Raw genomic sequence first — 14821 nt, 5'->3', positions numbered from 1 at the left:
CCCGTTATAGCGGGGCAAAGACGATACAAAGGGGAACACCCATGTCCGAAGATTTCGAACTCGACACCGCCGATCTGTCCAAACGTATGGACGGCTCGCTGAGCAACCTGCGCACGGAATTTGCCTCGCTGCGTACGGGCCGAGCCTCGGGCTCGATGCTGGAGCCGATCATGGTGGACGCCTACGGCTCGATGACTCCGATCAACCAGGTTGGCACCGTCAACGTGCCGGAGCCGCGCATGGTGACGATCAACGTCTGGGACAAGGGTTTGGTGAACAAGGTCGAAAAAGCGATCCGCGAATCCGGTCTGGGCATCAACCCGCAGCTGAACGGGACTATTATTATGCTGCCGATCCCGGAGCTGAACGAAGAGCGCCGTCGCGAGTTGACCAAAGTGGCCGGCCAATATGCCGAACACGCCCGTGTCGCCGTGCGCAACGTGCGTCAGGACGGCATGCAGCAGATCAAGAAGAACAAGGACGGCATGTCCGACGACGATCAGAAATTCTGGGAATCCGAGGTCCAGGATCTGACCGACAAACATATCAAGCTGATCGACGATCTTCTGGCGCATAAACAAGAAGAGATCATGCAGGTCTGAGCGGGGCTTGGGCCTTTTACGGCCCTTTACCAACCCTGTGCGAGTGATTTGAAAGGGTTGCAGACGGAAACAAGAGCGTGTTTCATGAAGCAACCTGTTACGAGAGGCCCTATGAGCGACATGAGTCCAGCCACACCCGATGAGGTCATTTCCGGCGGACCGACCCATGTCGCGATGATCATGGATGGCAACGGTCGCTGGGCGCAGTCGCGGGGCAAACCGCGGCTGTTCGGCCATCACGCAGGCGCCAAGAGGGTCAAGGAAATCGTCCGGGCCTGTCCCGATCTGGGCGTCAAATACCTGACGATCTTTGCCTTTTCGACCGAGAACTGGAAACGCACCCAGACCGAGGTCTCCGGCCTCATGAGCCTGTTTCGGCGGTATATCCAGAACGAGATGAAGGGCCTTGTGGCGGAGGGCGTGCGGGTGCGCTTCATCGGCGACCGGGTGCGGCTCGACAAGAAACTGATCGCTTTGATGGACGATCTCGAAGAGGTCACGCAAGAGAACACCAAGGTGCATCTCACCATCGCGATCAACTATGGTGGGCGCGATGAGGTGTCGCGGGCTGTGAAAGATCTGGCCTGTGATGTTGCGCGGGGCGAATTGGACCCGGAGACGGTCGATGAGACCACGCTGACGCGCTACCTCGATACCAAAGTGCTGCCCGACCCCGATCTGGTGATCCGCACCTCGGGCGAGGCGCGGATTTCGAACTTTCTTCTGTGGCAATCTGCCTATGCCGAATATGAATTCATCGACACGCTCTGGCCGGATTTCACCGCAGAGGTCTTTGCCCAATGCGTGTCCCGCTACGCCGGGCGTGACCGTCGGTTTGGCGGGGTGAAAAAGTGACATCCAAGACATCTAAAAACGGCAAGTGGCGCGATCTGATGCCGCGTCTGCTCTCGGCTGTTGTCATGGTGGCGGTGGGGCTTGGCGCCGTGCTGTCCTCGCATCTGGCCTTCACAACGCTGGTCGTCGTGGTCGGCTGTATCGGGCTTTGGGAGCTTTGGCGCATGCGTCAGGTGAAACTGGCCGCTTCGGGCCTGAACACCGCAGACAGCCTCAACCTCGCCGCCTATCTCGCCGTTCTGGTTCTGGGCTGTCTGGGCCTCGTCACACTTTCTTCTGAGGGCGGCCGCGCGCTTTTGCTCTATGTCATCGGCCTTGTGGTGGTGACGGACAGCATGGGGTATCTGGTTGGCAAGACCTTCGGCGGCCCGAAATTCTGGGCGCGGATCAGCCCGAACAAGACCTGGTCCGGCGTGCTTGGCGGCTGGGTCGGGGCAGGGGTCTTGGCCTATTTTTGCCACCCCTTCATGCCCGAGGGCTTCGTGCGCCTGTGGTTCTTTGTGACCTCCTCGATGGTGCTGTCTTTCGCTTCGCAACTGGGCGATATGGCGGAAAGCGGCCTCAAGCGTCGGATGGGGGTCAAGGACAGCTCCAACATCATCCCCGGCCACGGCGGCGTGCTCGACCGGTTCGATGCGCTTTTGGCCTTGGGCGCGCTGGCCTATGTGCTTAATCTGATTTTCGGCTGAGGCAGACATGCGACGCATTTCCATTTTCGGCGCGACGGGCTCCATCGGGCAATCGACCATCGATCTGATCCGCCGGGATCGAAGCGCTTACGATGTGGTGGCGCTCACCGGGGGCGGCAATATCGATGTGCTGGCGAAAGATGCCATTGATCTGGGCGCAAAAGTGGCCGTCACCGCCTATGAGGATCGCCTCGCGGACCTCAAATCCGCGCTGTCCGGCACTGGCATTCAAGCCGCCGCGGGCGAGCACGCCCTCATTGAGGCGGCGGATCGCGAGGCGGATTGGATCATGTCGGCCATCGTCGGCTCCGCTGGCCTCGCACCCGGCCTTCATGCGCTGCGCCACGGCACCACGCTGGCGCTCGCGAATAAGGAGAGCCTCGTCACCGCCGGGCCGCTTCTGATGCGATCCGCTCAGAGCCACGGCGCCCGCGTTCTGCCCGTCGACAGCGAACATTCCGCCGTCTTCCAAGGCCTCGTGGGGGAGGATCAAGCGGAGGTCGAGCGCGTCATCATCACCGCTTCCGGAGGGCCGTTCCGCGACTGGTCGCTGGACCAGTTGAAAGGCGCGACACTGGCGCAGGCCTGTAAGCACCCGTCTTGGGACATGGGGCAGCGGATCACCATCGACAGTGCCTCGATGTTCAACAAGGCGCTCGAAATTATTGAGACCAAGGAATATTTTGGCTTCACGCCCGATCAGATCGAAGTATTGGTCCATCCCGGGTCCTACGTCCACGCCCTTGTGGGCTTTCGTGACGGGGCCTTGATGGCCCATCTCGGCGCGCCCGATATGCGTCACGCCATCGGCTATTCGCTGCACTGGCCCGAGCGGCGCGACCTGCCTGTCGAAAGGTTGGACCTCGCCAAAGTCGGTCAGCTTCGGTTCGAGGCGCCCGATGAGGTCCGTTTCCCGCCGCTGCGCCTTGCGCGTCAGGTGATGCAGATGGGCGGTTTGGCAGGTAGCGTGTTCAATGCCGCGAAAGAGGCCGCTTTGGACCTTTTCATCGCCCAAAAGATCGGGTTTCTCGACATGGCGCGCCTCACCGAAGAGGTGCTCAATCAGATGTCAACGGATGTGAGCCAGCCCCAGACCAACATGAGCTTGGACACGGTGCTCGCAGCCGATAAAGAAGCGCGGGCGCGTGTGATGGCGCTGCAAACGAAGCAATAAGGACGATCTCGAATGGATGTAACCAGCCTTCTCAGCAGCCTTGGCGGTACGGCCTTTACGCTGGTGTTTTTCATTGTCGCCTTGTCGATCATCGTCACGGTGCATGAATACGGCCATTACATCGTCGGGCGCTGGTCGGGTATCCGGGCGGATGTCTTCTCTTTGGGCTTCGGCAAACCGCTGTGGCAGCGCACCGACAAACGCGGCACGGTCTGGCAGATTGCTGCACTCCCCTTTGGCGGCTACGTGAAATTCGCAGGTGACGCCAACGCGGCGTCGGCGCCCGATGCGCACGCGGTCGAGGGCATGAGCCCCGAAGAAGCCCGCCACACCATGCCGGGCGCGCCTCTGTGGGCGCGGACCGCGACGGTGGCGGCGGGGCCGATCTTCAATTTCGTGTTTTCTTTCATCGTCTTCACCATCTTTGTGTTGATCGCGGGCAAGGCCGCGGACACCTTGGTGGTCGATGAGGTCGCGCCTGTGCCCTATGAAATCGGCCTGATGCCCGGCGATGAGATCACAGCCATCGCGGGGCAGGAGGTGCCGGAACCGGGCGCGCTTTTGGGCTTTTTGCAAGAGCTGCCGCGTGAAGGCGACGTGTCCTACACCGTCGCGCGCGAGGGGCAGGAGCTGACCGTCACGGGCCCCTATCCCTATCCGGTGATCGTCGCGGGCGTGTCGCCGAAATCCGCCGCACGCGATGCAGGCATCAAGACCGGCGATGTGATCACCCAGATCGATGGCGCGCCGATCACCACGTTTTGGGACCTTCAGGACTATGTCACCAGCCATGATGGCGCGCCGATGACGCTGACCGTCTGGCGGCCCAATGGTGAGACCTCTGCGGAGGGCGGCGAGACCTTTGAGACCACGCTTGAGCCGCGTCGTCGCGATCTTCCGACCGACGATGGCGGGTTCGAGACTCGTTGGCTGATCGGCATCACCGGCGGTCTGCTGTTCTCGGTCGGCACCGAACCGGTTGGCCTCGGCGCAGCGCTTTTGGCCGGTATCCAAGGCGTGTGGCAGATCATCACAATGTCGCTCTCGGGCATGGCGCATATGATCACCGGCGCGATCTCTGCCTGTAACCTCTCGGGGCCCGTGGGCATTGCCGAGGTGGTGTCGACCTCGGCTTCCGATGGTGTGGCGAGTTTCCTGTCCACCGTGGCGCTTCTGTCGACCGCAATTGGCCTGATGAACCTCTTCCCGATCCCGGTTCTGGATGGCGGGCATCTGGTGTTCTACGCCTATGAGGCGGTGCGCGGAAAACCTCTGCCGGATCGGGCGGTGAATGTCATGATGACCATCGGTCTGGCGGTGATCCTGGGCTTTATGGTGCTGGGACTGGGATCTGATTTGTTCTGTAAATAATCCCCCGTTTCCTCGGAGACTGTTGCCAAAATCCCGGCAAAATCCCTGCGTATTTTGCGGAAATACGCAGTCTTGGTCCAAATCTCGCCACAATCAAAGCGTATCTCCTGAACTCAGAGCGGTCGGCTTTTGCGGGCCGCAGAGGGTATGTGTGGCAGGGTGAGCCTGTCGATGACTGAGGAGGGCCTCGAGATGACCGCAATTCGTGCTGGATACCAAAGCCTGTCGCAACTGGCCGATCTCAACTGGGATCGTCTGCTCTATGCCGCAACCATCGTCGTCGCGCTGGTGGCCGGGTCGTTTTTCGGACAGCTTTTGCTCTAAGGGGCGCCACGTCGAGTTCTGACCCGTCGAGTTCTGAGCCACGAGTCTTTCTACCTGCCTTTCAAACGGTCGGTTCAATACCGAAAAAAGGCGAGGGCGGAAATCCGCTAAACACCTGACAAACGCTACAAGTAGGGCTTTCGCTTTCGGCGAAGGCCCTTATGCTGTGTCTCAAAGCCGTTTTTATGGTCGATCGCTTTTGACAAGGGGCGGTATTGCCGTTACTCAGCTAGGAACAAGTGGGGAATATCGAGAAAGCTGCCATGTTGCCATTGAATCACCGTTCGATCCGCGTGAAACCACGTTTTGTAGCACGTGCCTTTGCGCTGTCTTTTGCGGCTTTCGCAGTCACAACCGTATCTTACACCGCATTTCCGGCGCCGGCCGAGGCGCAGTCCTTCAATTTCACCAATGTGGTGGTCGAAGGCGCGCAGCGGGTGTCCGCAGGTACGATCCTGTCCTACGCGGGAATCACGCGCGGCCAGACGGTGTCCGGCGGCGAGTTGAACGACGCCTATCAGAACGTCTTGGGCACCGGGTTGTTCGAGACGGTGGAATTCACCCCGCGTGGCAACACGCTTGTGATCAAGGTCGCCGAATTCCCGGTCGTCTCGCGTATCGCCATCGAAGGCAACCGCAAGGTCAGCGATGACGCGCTGATGCCCGCGCTCACCACCAAGGTCCGTCAGGTCTATTCGCCCTCTGTTGCAGAGGCCGACGCCGCCACGCTGACGCAGATTTACGAGACCAGAGGCCAGCTGGTCGCCACCGTGACGCCGAAGATCATTCGCCGGTCCGACAACCGCGTCGATGTGGTGTTTGAGGTGACCGAGGGCAAAGGCGTTGAGATCGAGCGTCTTAGCTTTGTCGGCAACCGCGAATATTCGGATTCGCGCCTGCGTCGCGTGCTTGAAACCAAACAGGCAGGCGCGCTGCGCTTTATCATCGGGCGTGACACCTACACCGAGGATCGTCTCCAGTTCGACAAACGCGTGCTGACGGATTTCTACACTTCGCGTGGCTATATCGATTTCCAGGTGCTCAACGTCGCCGCCGAGTTTTCGCGTGAGCGCAACGCCTATTTCCTGACCTTCAACGTGCGTGAGGGCCAGAAATACGACTTTGGCAAAATCTCCATCTCCTCCGAGATGGCAGGCGTCGATGCCGCGGAGTTTACCAAGGTCACCAATATCCGCGCTGGCCAGACCTATTCGCCGCTGGCGGTAGACAATATGATCGACCGCATCGAAACGCTGGCAACCAAAAAAGGCATCGATTTCCTGCGCGCCGAGCCGCGTGTGACGCGCAATCCCCGCACGCAGACGCTCGATGTCGATTTCGTGCTGGTCCGCGGGCCGCGCATCTTTGTCGAACGCATCGACATCGAGGGCAACGCCACGACGCTCGACCGTGTGGTGCGTCAAAAATTCAAAACCGTCGAAGGCGACCCGTTCAACCCGCGCGAGATTCGCGCTGCCGCTGACCGCATCCGGGCGCTCGGGTTCTTCTCGAACGCCGATGTGAGCACGCGTCAGGGCTCCGCCGCCGATCAAATGATCGTCGATGTGAACGTCACCGAAAAACCGACAGGGTCTTTCACTTTCGGCGGCAACTACTCCGTGTCCGAAGGTGTCAACCTGATTGCCTCCTTCAGCGAGTCGAACTTCCTGGGCCGTGGCCAGCGGTTGTCCTTCAGCCTGACCACGGACGTCGAAGACGGCAGCCTGTCGTTGAATTTCGTCGAACCGGCCTTCCTGGGGCGCGATGTCGCCTTTGGGCTGAGCGCGGGTCTTGGGACCTCGCAACCGTCTTATGCCGAACATGAGCTGCGTCGCGCCTATATTTCGCCGCGCCTGACTTTCCCGGTCTCTGAGAATGGGGCTTTGACGGTGAACTATCGCGGTGAGATCGCTGAGACCGTCGAAGACAGCGATTATACCGATGGCGGCTACAGCTACCCTGTGCAAATTCAGAACGACATCGACGAAGGCCGCTATTCGACCCATTCTCTGGGCTATTCCTATAGCTACGACACGCGTCGCAACGGGTTGAACCCGAACGCGGGCATGCTGTTCAAGTTCGGTCAGGATTTCGCGGGTCTCATTGGTGGCGAGGCCGAGTATATCAAAACCTCCGCCGAACTGACCGGCGAGATGAAGGTCTGGAACGAAGAGGTGACCCTGCGGGCCACCGTCGAAGGCGGCGTGATTGACGCTGACGGCGACAGCCGCGTCTCCGAACGGTATTTCAACAGCACCTCGATCATGCGCGGCTTTGAGCCGGGCGGTATCGGTCCGCGTTCGAACAACAACGATCTGGCGCTTGGTGGCAATATGTATGCCGTGGCCCGTCTTGAGGCGAATTTCCCGCTGGGTCTGCCCGAAGAATACGGTCTCTCCGGGGGCCTGTTCTTTGACTACGGCTCGGTCTGGGGGCTCGATGACACCACGAATATCATCGCCGGCTCCGACGATCCGAACTGGCGCTCTGTCATTGGGGCTTCGGTGTTCTGGACCACGCCTCTGGGCCCGCTGCGCTTTAACTTCACCAAAGCGCTCGACAAAGAAGACTACGACAAGGAACAGAGTTTCGACCTGACCATCTCGTCGAGCTTCTGAGATGTCGCTTTTGCGTCCCCTTTGGATGGCAGGCCTGTTCAGCCTTTGTGCGACAGGCCTGTTTTCTCAAGATGCAACACAAGACCAGCCGACCTCGCAAGAGGCCGCGCCCGCTGCGCAACCGGGCCAGCGGACGTCTGAGCCGAAACTGGTGTTTCCGGTTCTGGTGTTCGACCGCGCCCGCGTGTTGAACCAAAGTCAGGTTGGCGCCGCCCTTGAGGCGGAAATCGACGACGCCCGCGCAGCACTTTTGACGGAAAACGACCAGATCTACGCCGATCTCGAGGCCGAGGAGCAAGAGATCTCCGACGCCAAACCCACGATGACCGAGGCGGACTTTCGCGCCCGCGCGCAGGCCTTTGACGAAAAAGTGACACAGGTCCGCCAACGTCAGGACGAGAAGGCGGGCGAGATTCAGACACTTTATGACGAAGGTCTGGCCGAGATTGAACAACAGATGAACACGATCCTTGCCCAGATCGCCCGCGATCTCGGGGCCGTCGTGGTCTTCGAACGCAACCAAGTTTATCTGATGAACGGCGCAATCGACATTTCGCGCATCGCGATTGAGAAACTCGATGACCAAGAGGGCGCACAGAGCAGCGAGACGATGCAGCCGTCGGACGGCGAAGGCACGCCGGAGACACCGCCCACCCAGGAGTGAGCTGGTGCGCCATTGCCTTGTCACCTCGGGCGGCGGTTGATAGGAAGGTGGCCAGAGATTTTACGCCTCATGTGGGGCATTGGATCGCATGGGCTTTAAGGGGTCCATCGGTCCACAATATAAAGAAGACCAAAAGGCCCAGGGACAAGATATGACCGAGACCACCAAACCCAGCATCGCCGACATCGACCTGATCCAGCGCATCCTGCCGCATCGCTATCCATTCCTTTTGGTGGACCGCGTGGTGGACATCGTCTGCCCCGAAAGCTGCACCGGCATCAAGAATGTGACCTATAACGAGCCGCATTTTCAGGGCCATTTCCCGGGCGAACCGGTGATGCCCGGCGTGACCATCGTCGAGGCGATGGCACAGACGGCGGCGGTCATGGTCGGCGTTCACATGGACCTGGCGGATAAGGAATTCAACGTCTATTTCATGAACATCGACGGCGTGAAATTCCGCCGCAAGGTGGTCCCCGGCGACCAGCTCAAGATGCATGTCACCGTGAAACGCGGCGGCGGCAAGGTTTGGAAATTCGACGGTCGCGCCGAGGTCGATGGCGAATTGGCCTGTCAGGCCGAATTCACCGCGATGATGGATCTGACGCCGAAATCCTGAGAGGATTCACACGATGAGCACAATTGATCCAAGCGCCAAAATTCACCCGTCTTCGGTGATCGAAGAGGGCGCCGTCATCGGCGCGGGCTGCGAGATTGGCCCGTTCTGCCTTGTCGGCCCGAAGGTGCGGCTTGCGGATCGCGTGACGCTCAAATCCCATGTCGTTGTCGCGGGCGCCACCGAGATCGGCGAGGACACCACGGTGTTCCAATTCGCCTCCATCGGGGAGATCCCGCAGGATCTTAAATTCAGGGGCGAAGAGACCAAACTGATCATCGGTAAGCGCAACCGCATCCGCGAGTATGTCACCATGAACACTGGCACAGAGGGCGGTGGCGGGGTGACGCGCGTGGGCGATGACGGGCTGTTCATGTCGTCCTGCCATGTGGCGCATGACGCCCAGATCGGCGACAGGGTGATTTTGGTGAACTCGGTGGCTGTCGCAGGCCATTGCCACATCGAGGACGATGTGATCATCGGCGGTCTGTCGGGCATCCACCAATGGGTGCGGATCGGGCAGGGCGCCATCGTGGGCGCGCTGTCCATGGTCACCGCCGATGTCTTGCCGCACGCTTTGGTGCAGGGGCCGCGTGCGGAACTCGATGGTCTCAACCTCGTCGGTCTCAAACGCAAAGGCGTGGCCCGCGACGACATCAATCAGCTCCGCGCGGCCTTCCAGATGCTCAAACAGGGCGAGGGCGCTTTCAAAGATCGCGCCGAGCGCCTCAAGGACGATTTCAACAGCGATTACGTCGCCCGTATGGTCGATTTCGTCATGGGCGACAGCGACCGCGGCTTTCTGACCCCGAAATAGCGCCATGACCCGGACCGCGATCATCGCCGGATCGGGCGCGCTGCCCCGGCTTTTGGCGGAGGCGCTTAACGATCCCGTCTATGTGACTTTTGACGACACGCCGGTGCCGGGCGGCCTGACGCATGTTCCTGCGCGGATCGAAAAGCTCGGGCGGTTGTTCAAGGAGCTGAAATCCCATGACGTGGGCGCGGTTACCTTTGCAGGCGCGATGAGCCGCCCGAAAGTGAACCCCGTGTTGATGGACCGCCACGCGCTGCGGCTCGCGATGGCGATGAAAAAAGGCGACGACGGACTTTTGCGTGAGGTGCTGGCGCTGTTCGAGGATCAAGGCTTTCTCATTCGCGGCGCGACCGAAATTCGCCCCGATCTGGTGCTGGAACCCGGCACGCTTTGGGGCCGCAAACCGACCCGCGAAGATTTGGACGACGCCACCCGCGCGCAAGCCGTTCTGGATGCTTTGGGGCCGCTCGACGTGGGCCAGGGCGCGGTCTGTGCGGGCGGGCTGGTTCTGGGCATCGAGACGCTTCAGGGCACCGACGCGATGCTGTCTTTTGTCAAAGCCACGCCGGACCGCCTGCGCCGTGCCAAGGGTGTTTTTGTCAAAGCGCCCAAGCCCGGACAAGACATGCGCATCGACGTGCCGACCATCGGCATGGCCACCATCGAGGCGGTGATCGACGCGGGTCTCGGCGGGCTGGTGATCCCGGCGGGCGAGGTGATCGTGCTGGATCGTGCCGCTGTGGAAGCGCGCATCAAGGAGGCAGGTCTCTTCCTGAAAGCGCAATGAGCCTCGCCACGAGATTTAAGGTCTTTGTCATCGCGGGCGAACCCTCCGGCGACCGTCTGGGCGGCGCGGCGATGGCGGGGCTCAAAGCCCTCACGGATGTTGAGTTTCGCGGCGTCGGCGGCGCGGCCATGGCGGAGCAGGGGCTCACCTCGCAATTCCCGATGTCCGAACTGTCGCTCATGGGGATCGCCGAGATTCTGCCGAAATATTTCCACCTCAAACGCCGCATTCGCGAGGTGGCTGAGGCGATATTGGACTGGAAACCGGACGTGGTTCTGACCATCGACAGTCCGGATTTCTGTCTGCGCGTGGCGGATATTGTCAAAGCGCGGAGTGACATCCGCATTTGCCACTACGTCGCGCCGACAGTGTGGGCCTGGCGGCCTGAGCGCGCGGCCAAGCTTGCGAAACGGGTGGATCAGGTGCTGGCGCTGTTTCCCTTTGAGCCGCCTTACTTTGAGAAAGAGGGGGTGCGCTGTGATTTCGTCGGCCATCCGGTGGTGACCGAAGCGGTCGCGACGGACACAGAGGTCGCAGCCTTCCGTGCCGCGCATGACATCGGCGACGCGCCTTTGATGCTCGTTCTGCCGGGCTCACGCCGGGGCGAGGTCACGCGTCTTGCGCCGATCTTTGGCGAGACGCTCGGGCATTTTGCAAAGCATCACCCGGAGGCGCGTTACGTTTTGCCGATGGCGCAAAATGTCGAGCCGCTGGTGCGTGAGGTGACGCGAGAGTGGAAGGTCGCGCCGATCCTGATCGAGGCGACGGACAAAGCGGGCAAAGCCGCCGCCTTCCGCGCCGCCGATGTGGCGCTGGCGGCCTCGGGAACGGTGTCTCTTGAGCTTGCGGCCAACGACACACCGATGGTGGTGGCCTATCGCATGGCCTGGCTCACCGAGCAGATCGTCAAACGCAAGCTGTTGATCGACACGGTGACACTGGTCAATCTGGTCTCTGAAACCCGAGTGGTGCCGGAATTTCTGGGCGCCGACTGTATCCCACAAAAGATCGCGGCAAGCCTGTCGCATGTGTTGAACGCGGGCGCGGATCAACATGCCGCCCTCGCTTTGACCATGGAGCGGCTGGGGCGGGGCGAAGAACCACCGGGCCTGCGGGCGGCGCGGGCTGTGTTGGATGGGATGGCTGAGACGTGAGTATTTGGCGCACAAAGGAAACGACGCGCAGATGCGGCTTTGCCTTTGTTGTTTTGCTCGGCTCCGCTGTTTCTTTGGGGGCAGGTGCTCTGACGGGCGATGCCGAGCAGGGAGCCGTGATCTACGCCGAGCGCTGCGCCCGCTGTCATGAGGTGTCGATCGACATGGTGGTGTCGCCGGAGGACGCGCCGCGTTTGGCTTCGTTTCTGGCCAGCCACAAAATCCGTTTTGACCCGATCCGCAGTGATCAGGACAACGCCGATCTTGCGGCCTATCTGGTCAGCCTCTCACCGCTTCAACGCAACTGAGATGCGATCTCTTTGGTCCGCGCTCGGGTCAACTCGACCTTACAGGACCGGATCGCAATCCCCGTACCCGAGCCGCCGCCAAAGCCCGCGCCGACATAGTCGCACTGCGCATCGCGGTAGGCTTCCCAAGCGGATTGAGAGGCTTCCAAGGCGGGCAGGGCAACGACGCGTCCGGTCATCTCATCAAGCTCCTGCGCCGAGCTTTTGGCGAACTCGAGCATCATCTCCATCGCGCGGGTGGCTTTGATCTCGGTGGCGGCCACGCAATCCGCTATCTCGACCTGAGAGCCGAGATCCAGCGCGCATTCCGAGGAGGCATCGGCGAAGGCCGTCAGAGGTGAGGACAGCGGAGACAGGGTCAAAAGCGCAACGAAGGCAAAGCGGTTCATCTCAGTTCCCTTTCCAGATCCACCCGCCGCCATAGATGCGCGAGCTTTCCGGATCGTAGAACACACAGGCCTGTCCTGGCGAGACCCCTTCTTCGGCCACGACCAATTCGACCTCGGCTTCGGTGTCCGAGATCGGGCGTACGATGGCTTCGCGCGGCGGGCGGGTGGAGCGGACTTTGACGTCCAGCACCCATTCATCGCGCGACGTAAACGGCTCATCGCCCAGCCAGTTGATTTCACGCACCGGGATTTTGCGGGTCGCAAGCATGTCTTTCGGGCCGACAACGACCTGACGATTGTCGACATCGAGTTTCACCACATAGAGCGGATCGGCAAGTCCACCGATGCCAAGCCCGCGGCGCTGGCCGATGGTGTAATGGATAACGCCTTTATGCGTCGCCAACACATTGCCATTGTGATCGACGATCTCGCCGGGTTCGGCGGCGCCGGGGCGCAGTTTCTCGATGACTTGCGCATAGTTGCCATTGGGCACGAAACAGATGTCTTGGCTGTCGGGCTTGTCCGCCACCGAGAGACCGTATTTCGCGGCCAGCGCGCGTGTGGCGTCTTTCGACGGCAGATGCCCGAGCGGGAAACGCAGGTAAGACAGCTGTTCGGGCGTGGTGGAGAACAGAAAATAGCTCTGGTCGCGGTTCGCATCGGCGGCCGAATGCAGCTCAGGCCCGGTGTCGCCCATCACGCGTTGAATATAATGTCCGGTCGCCATGCAATCGGCGTCGAGATCCTTGGCGGTGTTCAACAGATCCTTGAACTTCACGCGCTCGTTGCAGCGGATGCAAGGGACAGGCGTCGCCCCCGCGAGATAGCTGTCGGCGAATTCATCAATCACGGCGTCCTGAAAGATGTTCTCGTAATCCAGCACATAATGCGGGAAGCCCATCTCCTCGGCCACGCGGCGCGCGTCGTGAATGTCACGTCCGGCGCAACAGGCGCCTTTCTTGGCCAGAGCCGCACCGTGGTCGTAGAGCTGAAGCGTCACGCCGACCACGTCATAGCCCTCTTCGGCCAGCATGGCCGCGACGACAGACGAGTCGACGCCGCCGGACATGGCCACAACCACGCGGGTGTCTTTCGGGGCTTTCGCAAAGCCCAGGGAGTTCAGCGGGTGTACGCCGTCGTCAAACATGAACAAATCCTTTCGGGAACAGACCCGCTATATAAGAAAATTCGACCTATTCTCAAGGCCCAGCTTCACCCCCCATTAAGAGGATTGAGTCACAAAGGCTGTGCAATTCAAGACGAGGGTGAGCCCATGTATCTCAAAAAAGTCGATGGCCCGCGTGCCGTTACGCTTCCCGACGGATCGATCATGACCCGTGCCGACCTTCCGCCGAAGGAAACCCGCCGCTGGGTGGCCTCTCGCAAGGCCCTTGTGGTCAAGGGTGTGGTCTTTGGACTGATTCCCCTGACGGAGGCGCTCAAAATGTACGGATTGTCCGAAGAAGAGTTCAATTCGTGGAAAAATGCCATTTCCGAGCATGGTGAAGCGGCTTTAAAGGCCACTGCGGTGCAAAAATATAGACAACCTTGAGTTGAAAATGCGAAAAGGTTAAAACTGGTAACGTGTAGTTAACCATTTTTGACCATCTTCCTAATGAGCGAACGCAACAAGAACACATTTGGAAGAGAGCAACGGAGACCCACGGTTATGCGAATTTTGCTGGTCGAAGACGATCCCACCACCTCGAAAAGCATCGAGTTGATGCTGTCTCACGCCAACCTGAACGTCTATACGACGGATCTTGGCGAAGAGGGGATCGATCTCGCGAAACTTTATGATTACGATTTGATCCTTTTGGACCTCGGCCTGCCGGATATGAACGGCCACGATGTGCTGCGCCAGTTGCGACTGGCCCGTGTCGATACTCCGATCCTGATCCTCTCGGGCGCCGATGACACCGAGAACAAGATTAAAGGCTTCGGCTTTGGTGCCGATGACTATCTGACGAAACCCTTTCACCGCGAAGAGCTTGTGGCGCGTATTCACGCCATCATTCGCCGTTCCAAAGGGCATTCCCAATCCATCATCCGCACCGGCAAGATCGAGGTCAATCTCGATGCCAAAACCGTCTCCGTCGGTGGCAAGCCCGTGCATTTGACCGGCAAAGAATATCAGATGCTGGAGCTTCTGTCCCTGCGCAAGGGCACGACGCTCACCAAGGAAATGTTCCTCAACCACCTCTATGGCGGCATGGATGAGCCGGAACTCAAGATCATCGACGTGTTCATTTGTAAACTTCGCAAGAAACTCGCCAATGCGACCGACGGTGAAAACTACATCGAAACCGTCTGGGGCCGTGGCTATGTGCTGCGTGATCCGGAGCCTGGCAGTGGCCATGGCGACGAACAGATTGCGATCGGTGCCTGACCAAGACACATGAATTCCCTGTACCCGGCGACATCAGCGCCGCCGGTCTGTAACCCGTCGAGGC

The 14821-nt window shown here is 60.2% G+C and carries 17 protein-coding genes; 15 read left to right on the top strand and 2 right to left on the bottom strand.

Features of this window, described 5'->3' with window-relative positions:
* Nucleotides 1-41: 41 nt before the first annotated feature.
* The 13 genes from frr to ACN0X0_RS05460 all read left to right on the top strand — a co-directional run bounded on the left by frr (nt 42) and on the right by ACN0X0_RS05460 (nt 11979).
* Entirely contained in the window at nt 42-602 is a 561-nt protein-coding gene (gene frr, locus ACN0X0_RS05520; protein ID WP_167602984.1) for a ribosome recycling factor, read from the top strand.
* A 111-nt stretch (nt 603-713) separates the two neighbouring features.
* Nucleotides 714-1457, top strand: coding sequence for an isoprenyl transferase (locus ACN0X0_RS05515; RefSeq protein WP_417261017.1), 744 nt, complete (start codon nt 714-716; stop codon nt 1455-1457).
* Nucleotides 1454-2146: a phosphatidate cytidylyltransferase gene (locus ACN0X0_RS05510; RefSeq protein WP_417278343.1), complete on the top strand. Its 693-nt coding sequence runs from the start codon at nt 1454-1456 to the stop codon at nt 2144-2146. Before ACN0X0_RS05515 ends, ACN0X0_RS05510 begins: the two co-directional genes overlap by 4 nt.
* Before the next feature lie 7 nt (nt 2147-2153).
* Complete coding sequence (gene dxr / locus ACN0X0_RS05505) at nt 2154-3320, top strand: 1-deoxy-D-xylulose-5-phosphate reductoisomerase (protein ID WP_417278342.1); 1167 nt, start codon at nt 2154-2156, stop codon at nt 3318-3320.
* Nucleotides 3321-3332: 12 nt separating this feature from the next.
* Nucleotides 3333-4691 (top strand): RIP metalloprotease RseP, encoded by a 1359-nt coding sequence (gene rseP, locus ACN0X0_RS05500; RefSeq protein WP_417278341.1) that lies wholly within the window; start codon nt 3333-3335, stop codon nt 4689-4691.
* Between the two features lie 192 nt (nt 4692-4883).
* Nucleotides 4884-5015 (top strand): hypothetical protein, encoded by a 132-nt coding sequence (locus ACN0X0_RS05495; protein WP_417261021.1) that lies wholly within the window; start codon nt 4884-4886, stop codon nt 5013-5015.
* Nucleotides 5016-5278: 263 nt separating this feature from the next.
* Nucleotides 5279-7633, top strand: a complete 2355-nt coding sequence (gene bamA, locus ACN0X0_RS05490) for an outer membrane protein assembly factor BamA (protein WP_417278340.1) — start codon at nt 5279-5281, stop codon at nt 7631-7633.
* Nucleotide 7634: 1 nt separating this feature from the next.
* Nucleotides 7635-8297 (top strand): OmpH family outer membrane protein, encoded by a 663-nt coding sequence (locus ACN0X0_RS05485; RefSeq protein ID WP_417278339.1) that lies wholly within the window; start codon nt 7635-7637, stop codon nt 8295-8297.
* 151 nt (nt 8298-8448) lie between these two features.
* A complete protein-coding gene (gene fabZ / locus ACN0X0_RS05480) occupies nt 8449-8916 on the top strand; it encodes a 3-hydroxyacyl-ACP dehydratase FabZ (RefSeq protein WP_226553489.1) in 468 nt (155 codons plus the stop codon).
* 13 nt (nt 8917-8929) lie between these two features.
* Entirely contained in the window at nt 8930-9730 is an 801-nt protein-coding gene (gene lpxA / locus ACN0X0_RS05475) for an acyl-ACP--UDP-N-acetylglucosamine O-acyltransferase (RefSeq protein WP_417278338.1), read from the top strand.
* A 4-nt stretch (nt 9731-9734) separates the two neighbouring features.
* On the top strand, nt 9735-10517 hold the full coding sequence (locus ACN0X0_RS05470; RefSeq protein WP_417278337.1) for an LpxI family protein: 783 nt from the start codon (nt 9735-9737) through the stop codon (nt 10515-10517).
* A complete protein-coding gene (lpxB, locus tag ACN0X0_RS05465; RefSeq protein WP_417278336.1) occupies nt 10514-11671 on the top strand; it encodes a lipid-A-disaccharide synthase in 1158 nt (385 codons plus the stop codon). The genes ACN0X0_RS05470 and lpxB overlap by 4 nt, the downstream gene beginning before the upstream one ends.
* Entirely contained in the window at nt 11668-11979 is a 312-nt protein-coding gene (locus tag ACN0X0_RS05460) for a hypothetical protein (protein WP_417278335.1), read from the top strand. Before lpxB ends, ACN0X0_RS05460 begins: the two co-directional genes overlap by 4 nt.
* Here the strand turns inward: ACN0X0_RS05460 and ACN0X0_RS05455 are convergent.
* Both ACN0X0_RS05455 and mnmA read right to left on the bottom strand, forming a co-directional pair.
* A complete protein-coding gene (locus tag ACN0X0_RS05455) occupies nt 11967-12368 on the bottom strand; it encodes a lysozyme inhibitor LprI family protein (RefSeq protein WP_417278334.1) in 402 nt (133 codons plus the stop codon). The two genes, ACN0X0_RS05460 and ACN0X0_RS05455, sit on opposite strands and share 13 nt — an antisense overlap.
* A gap of 1 nt (nt 12369) precedes the next feature.
* Nucleotides 12370-13515, bottom strand: coding sequence for a tRNA 2-thiouridine(34) synthase MnmA (gene mnmA, locus ACN0X0_RS05450; protein ID WP_417278333.1), 1146 nt, complete (start codon nt 13513-13515; stop codon nt 12370-12372).
* A 126-nt stretch (nt 13516-13641) separates the two neighbouring features.
* Here mnmA and ACN0X0_RS05445 point away from each other — a divergent pair, with 126 nt between their 5' ends.
* Nucleotides 13642-13920, top strand: coding sequence for a DUF1153 domain-containing protein (locus tag ACN0X0_RS05445; protein ID WP_167602997.1), 279 nt, complete (start codon nt 13642-13644; stop codon nt 13918-13920).
* 117 nt (nt 13921-14037) lie between these two features.
* Nucleotides 14038-14757 (top strand): response regulator transcription factor CtrA, encoded by a 720-nt coding sequence (gene ctrA, locus ACN0X0_RS05440; protein ID WP_167602998.1) that lies wholly within the window; start codon nt 14038-14040, stop codon nt 14755-14757.
* Nucleotides 14758-14821: the final 64 nt, after the last annotated feature.

It is taken from the genome of Celeribacter sp. (genome assembly GCF_048270365.1).
Taxonomy (GTDB): Bacteria; Pseudomonadota; Alphaproteobacteria; order Rhodobacterales; family Rhodobacteraceae; genus Celeribacter.
This window is presented reverse-complemented; position numbering and strand designations above follow the sequence as displayed.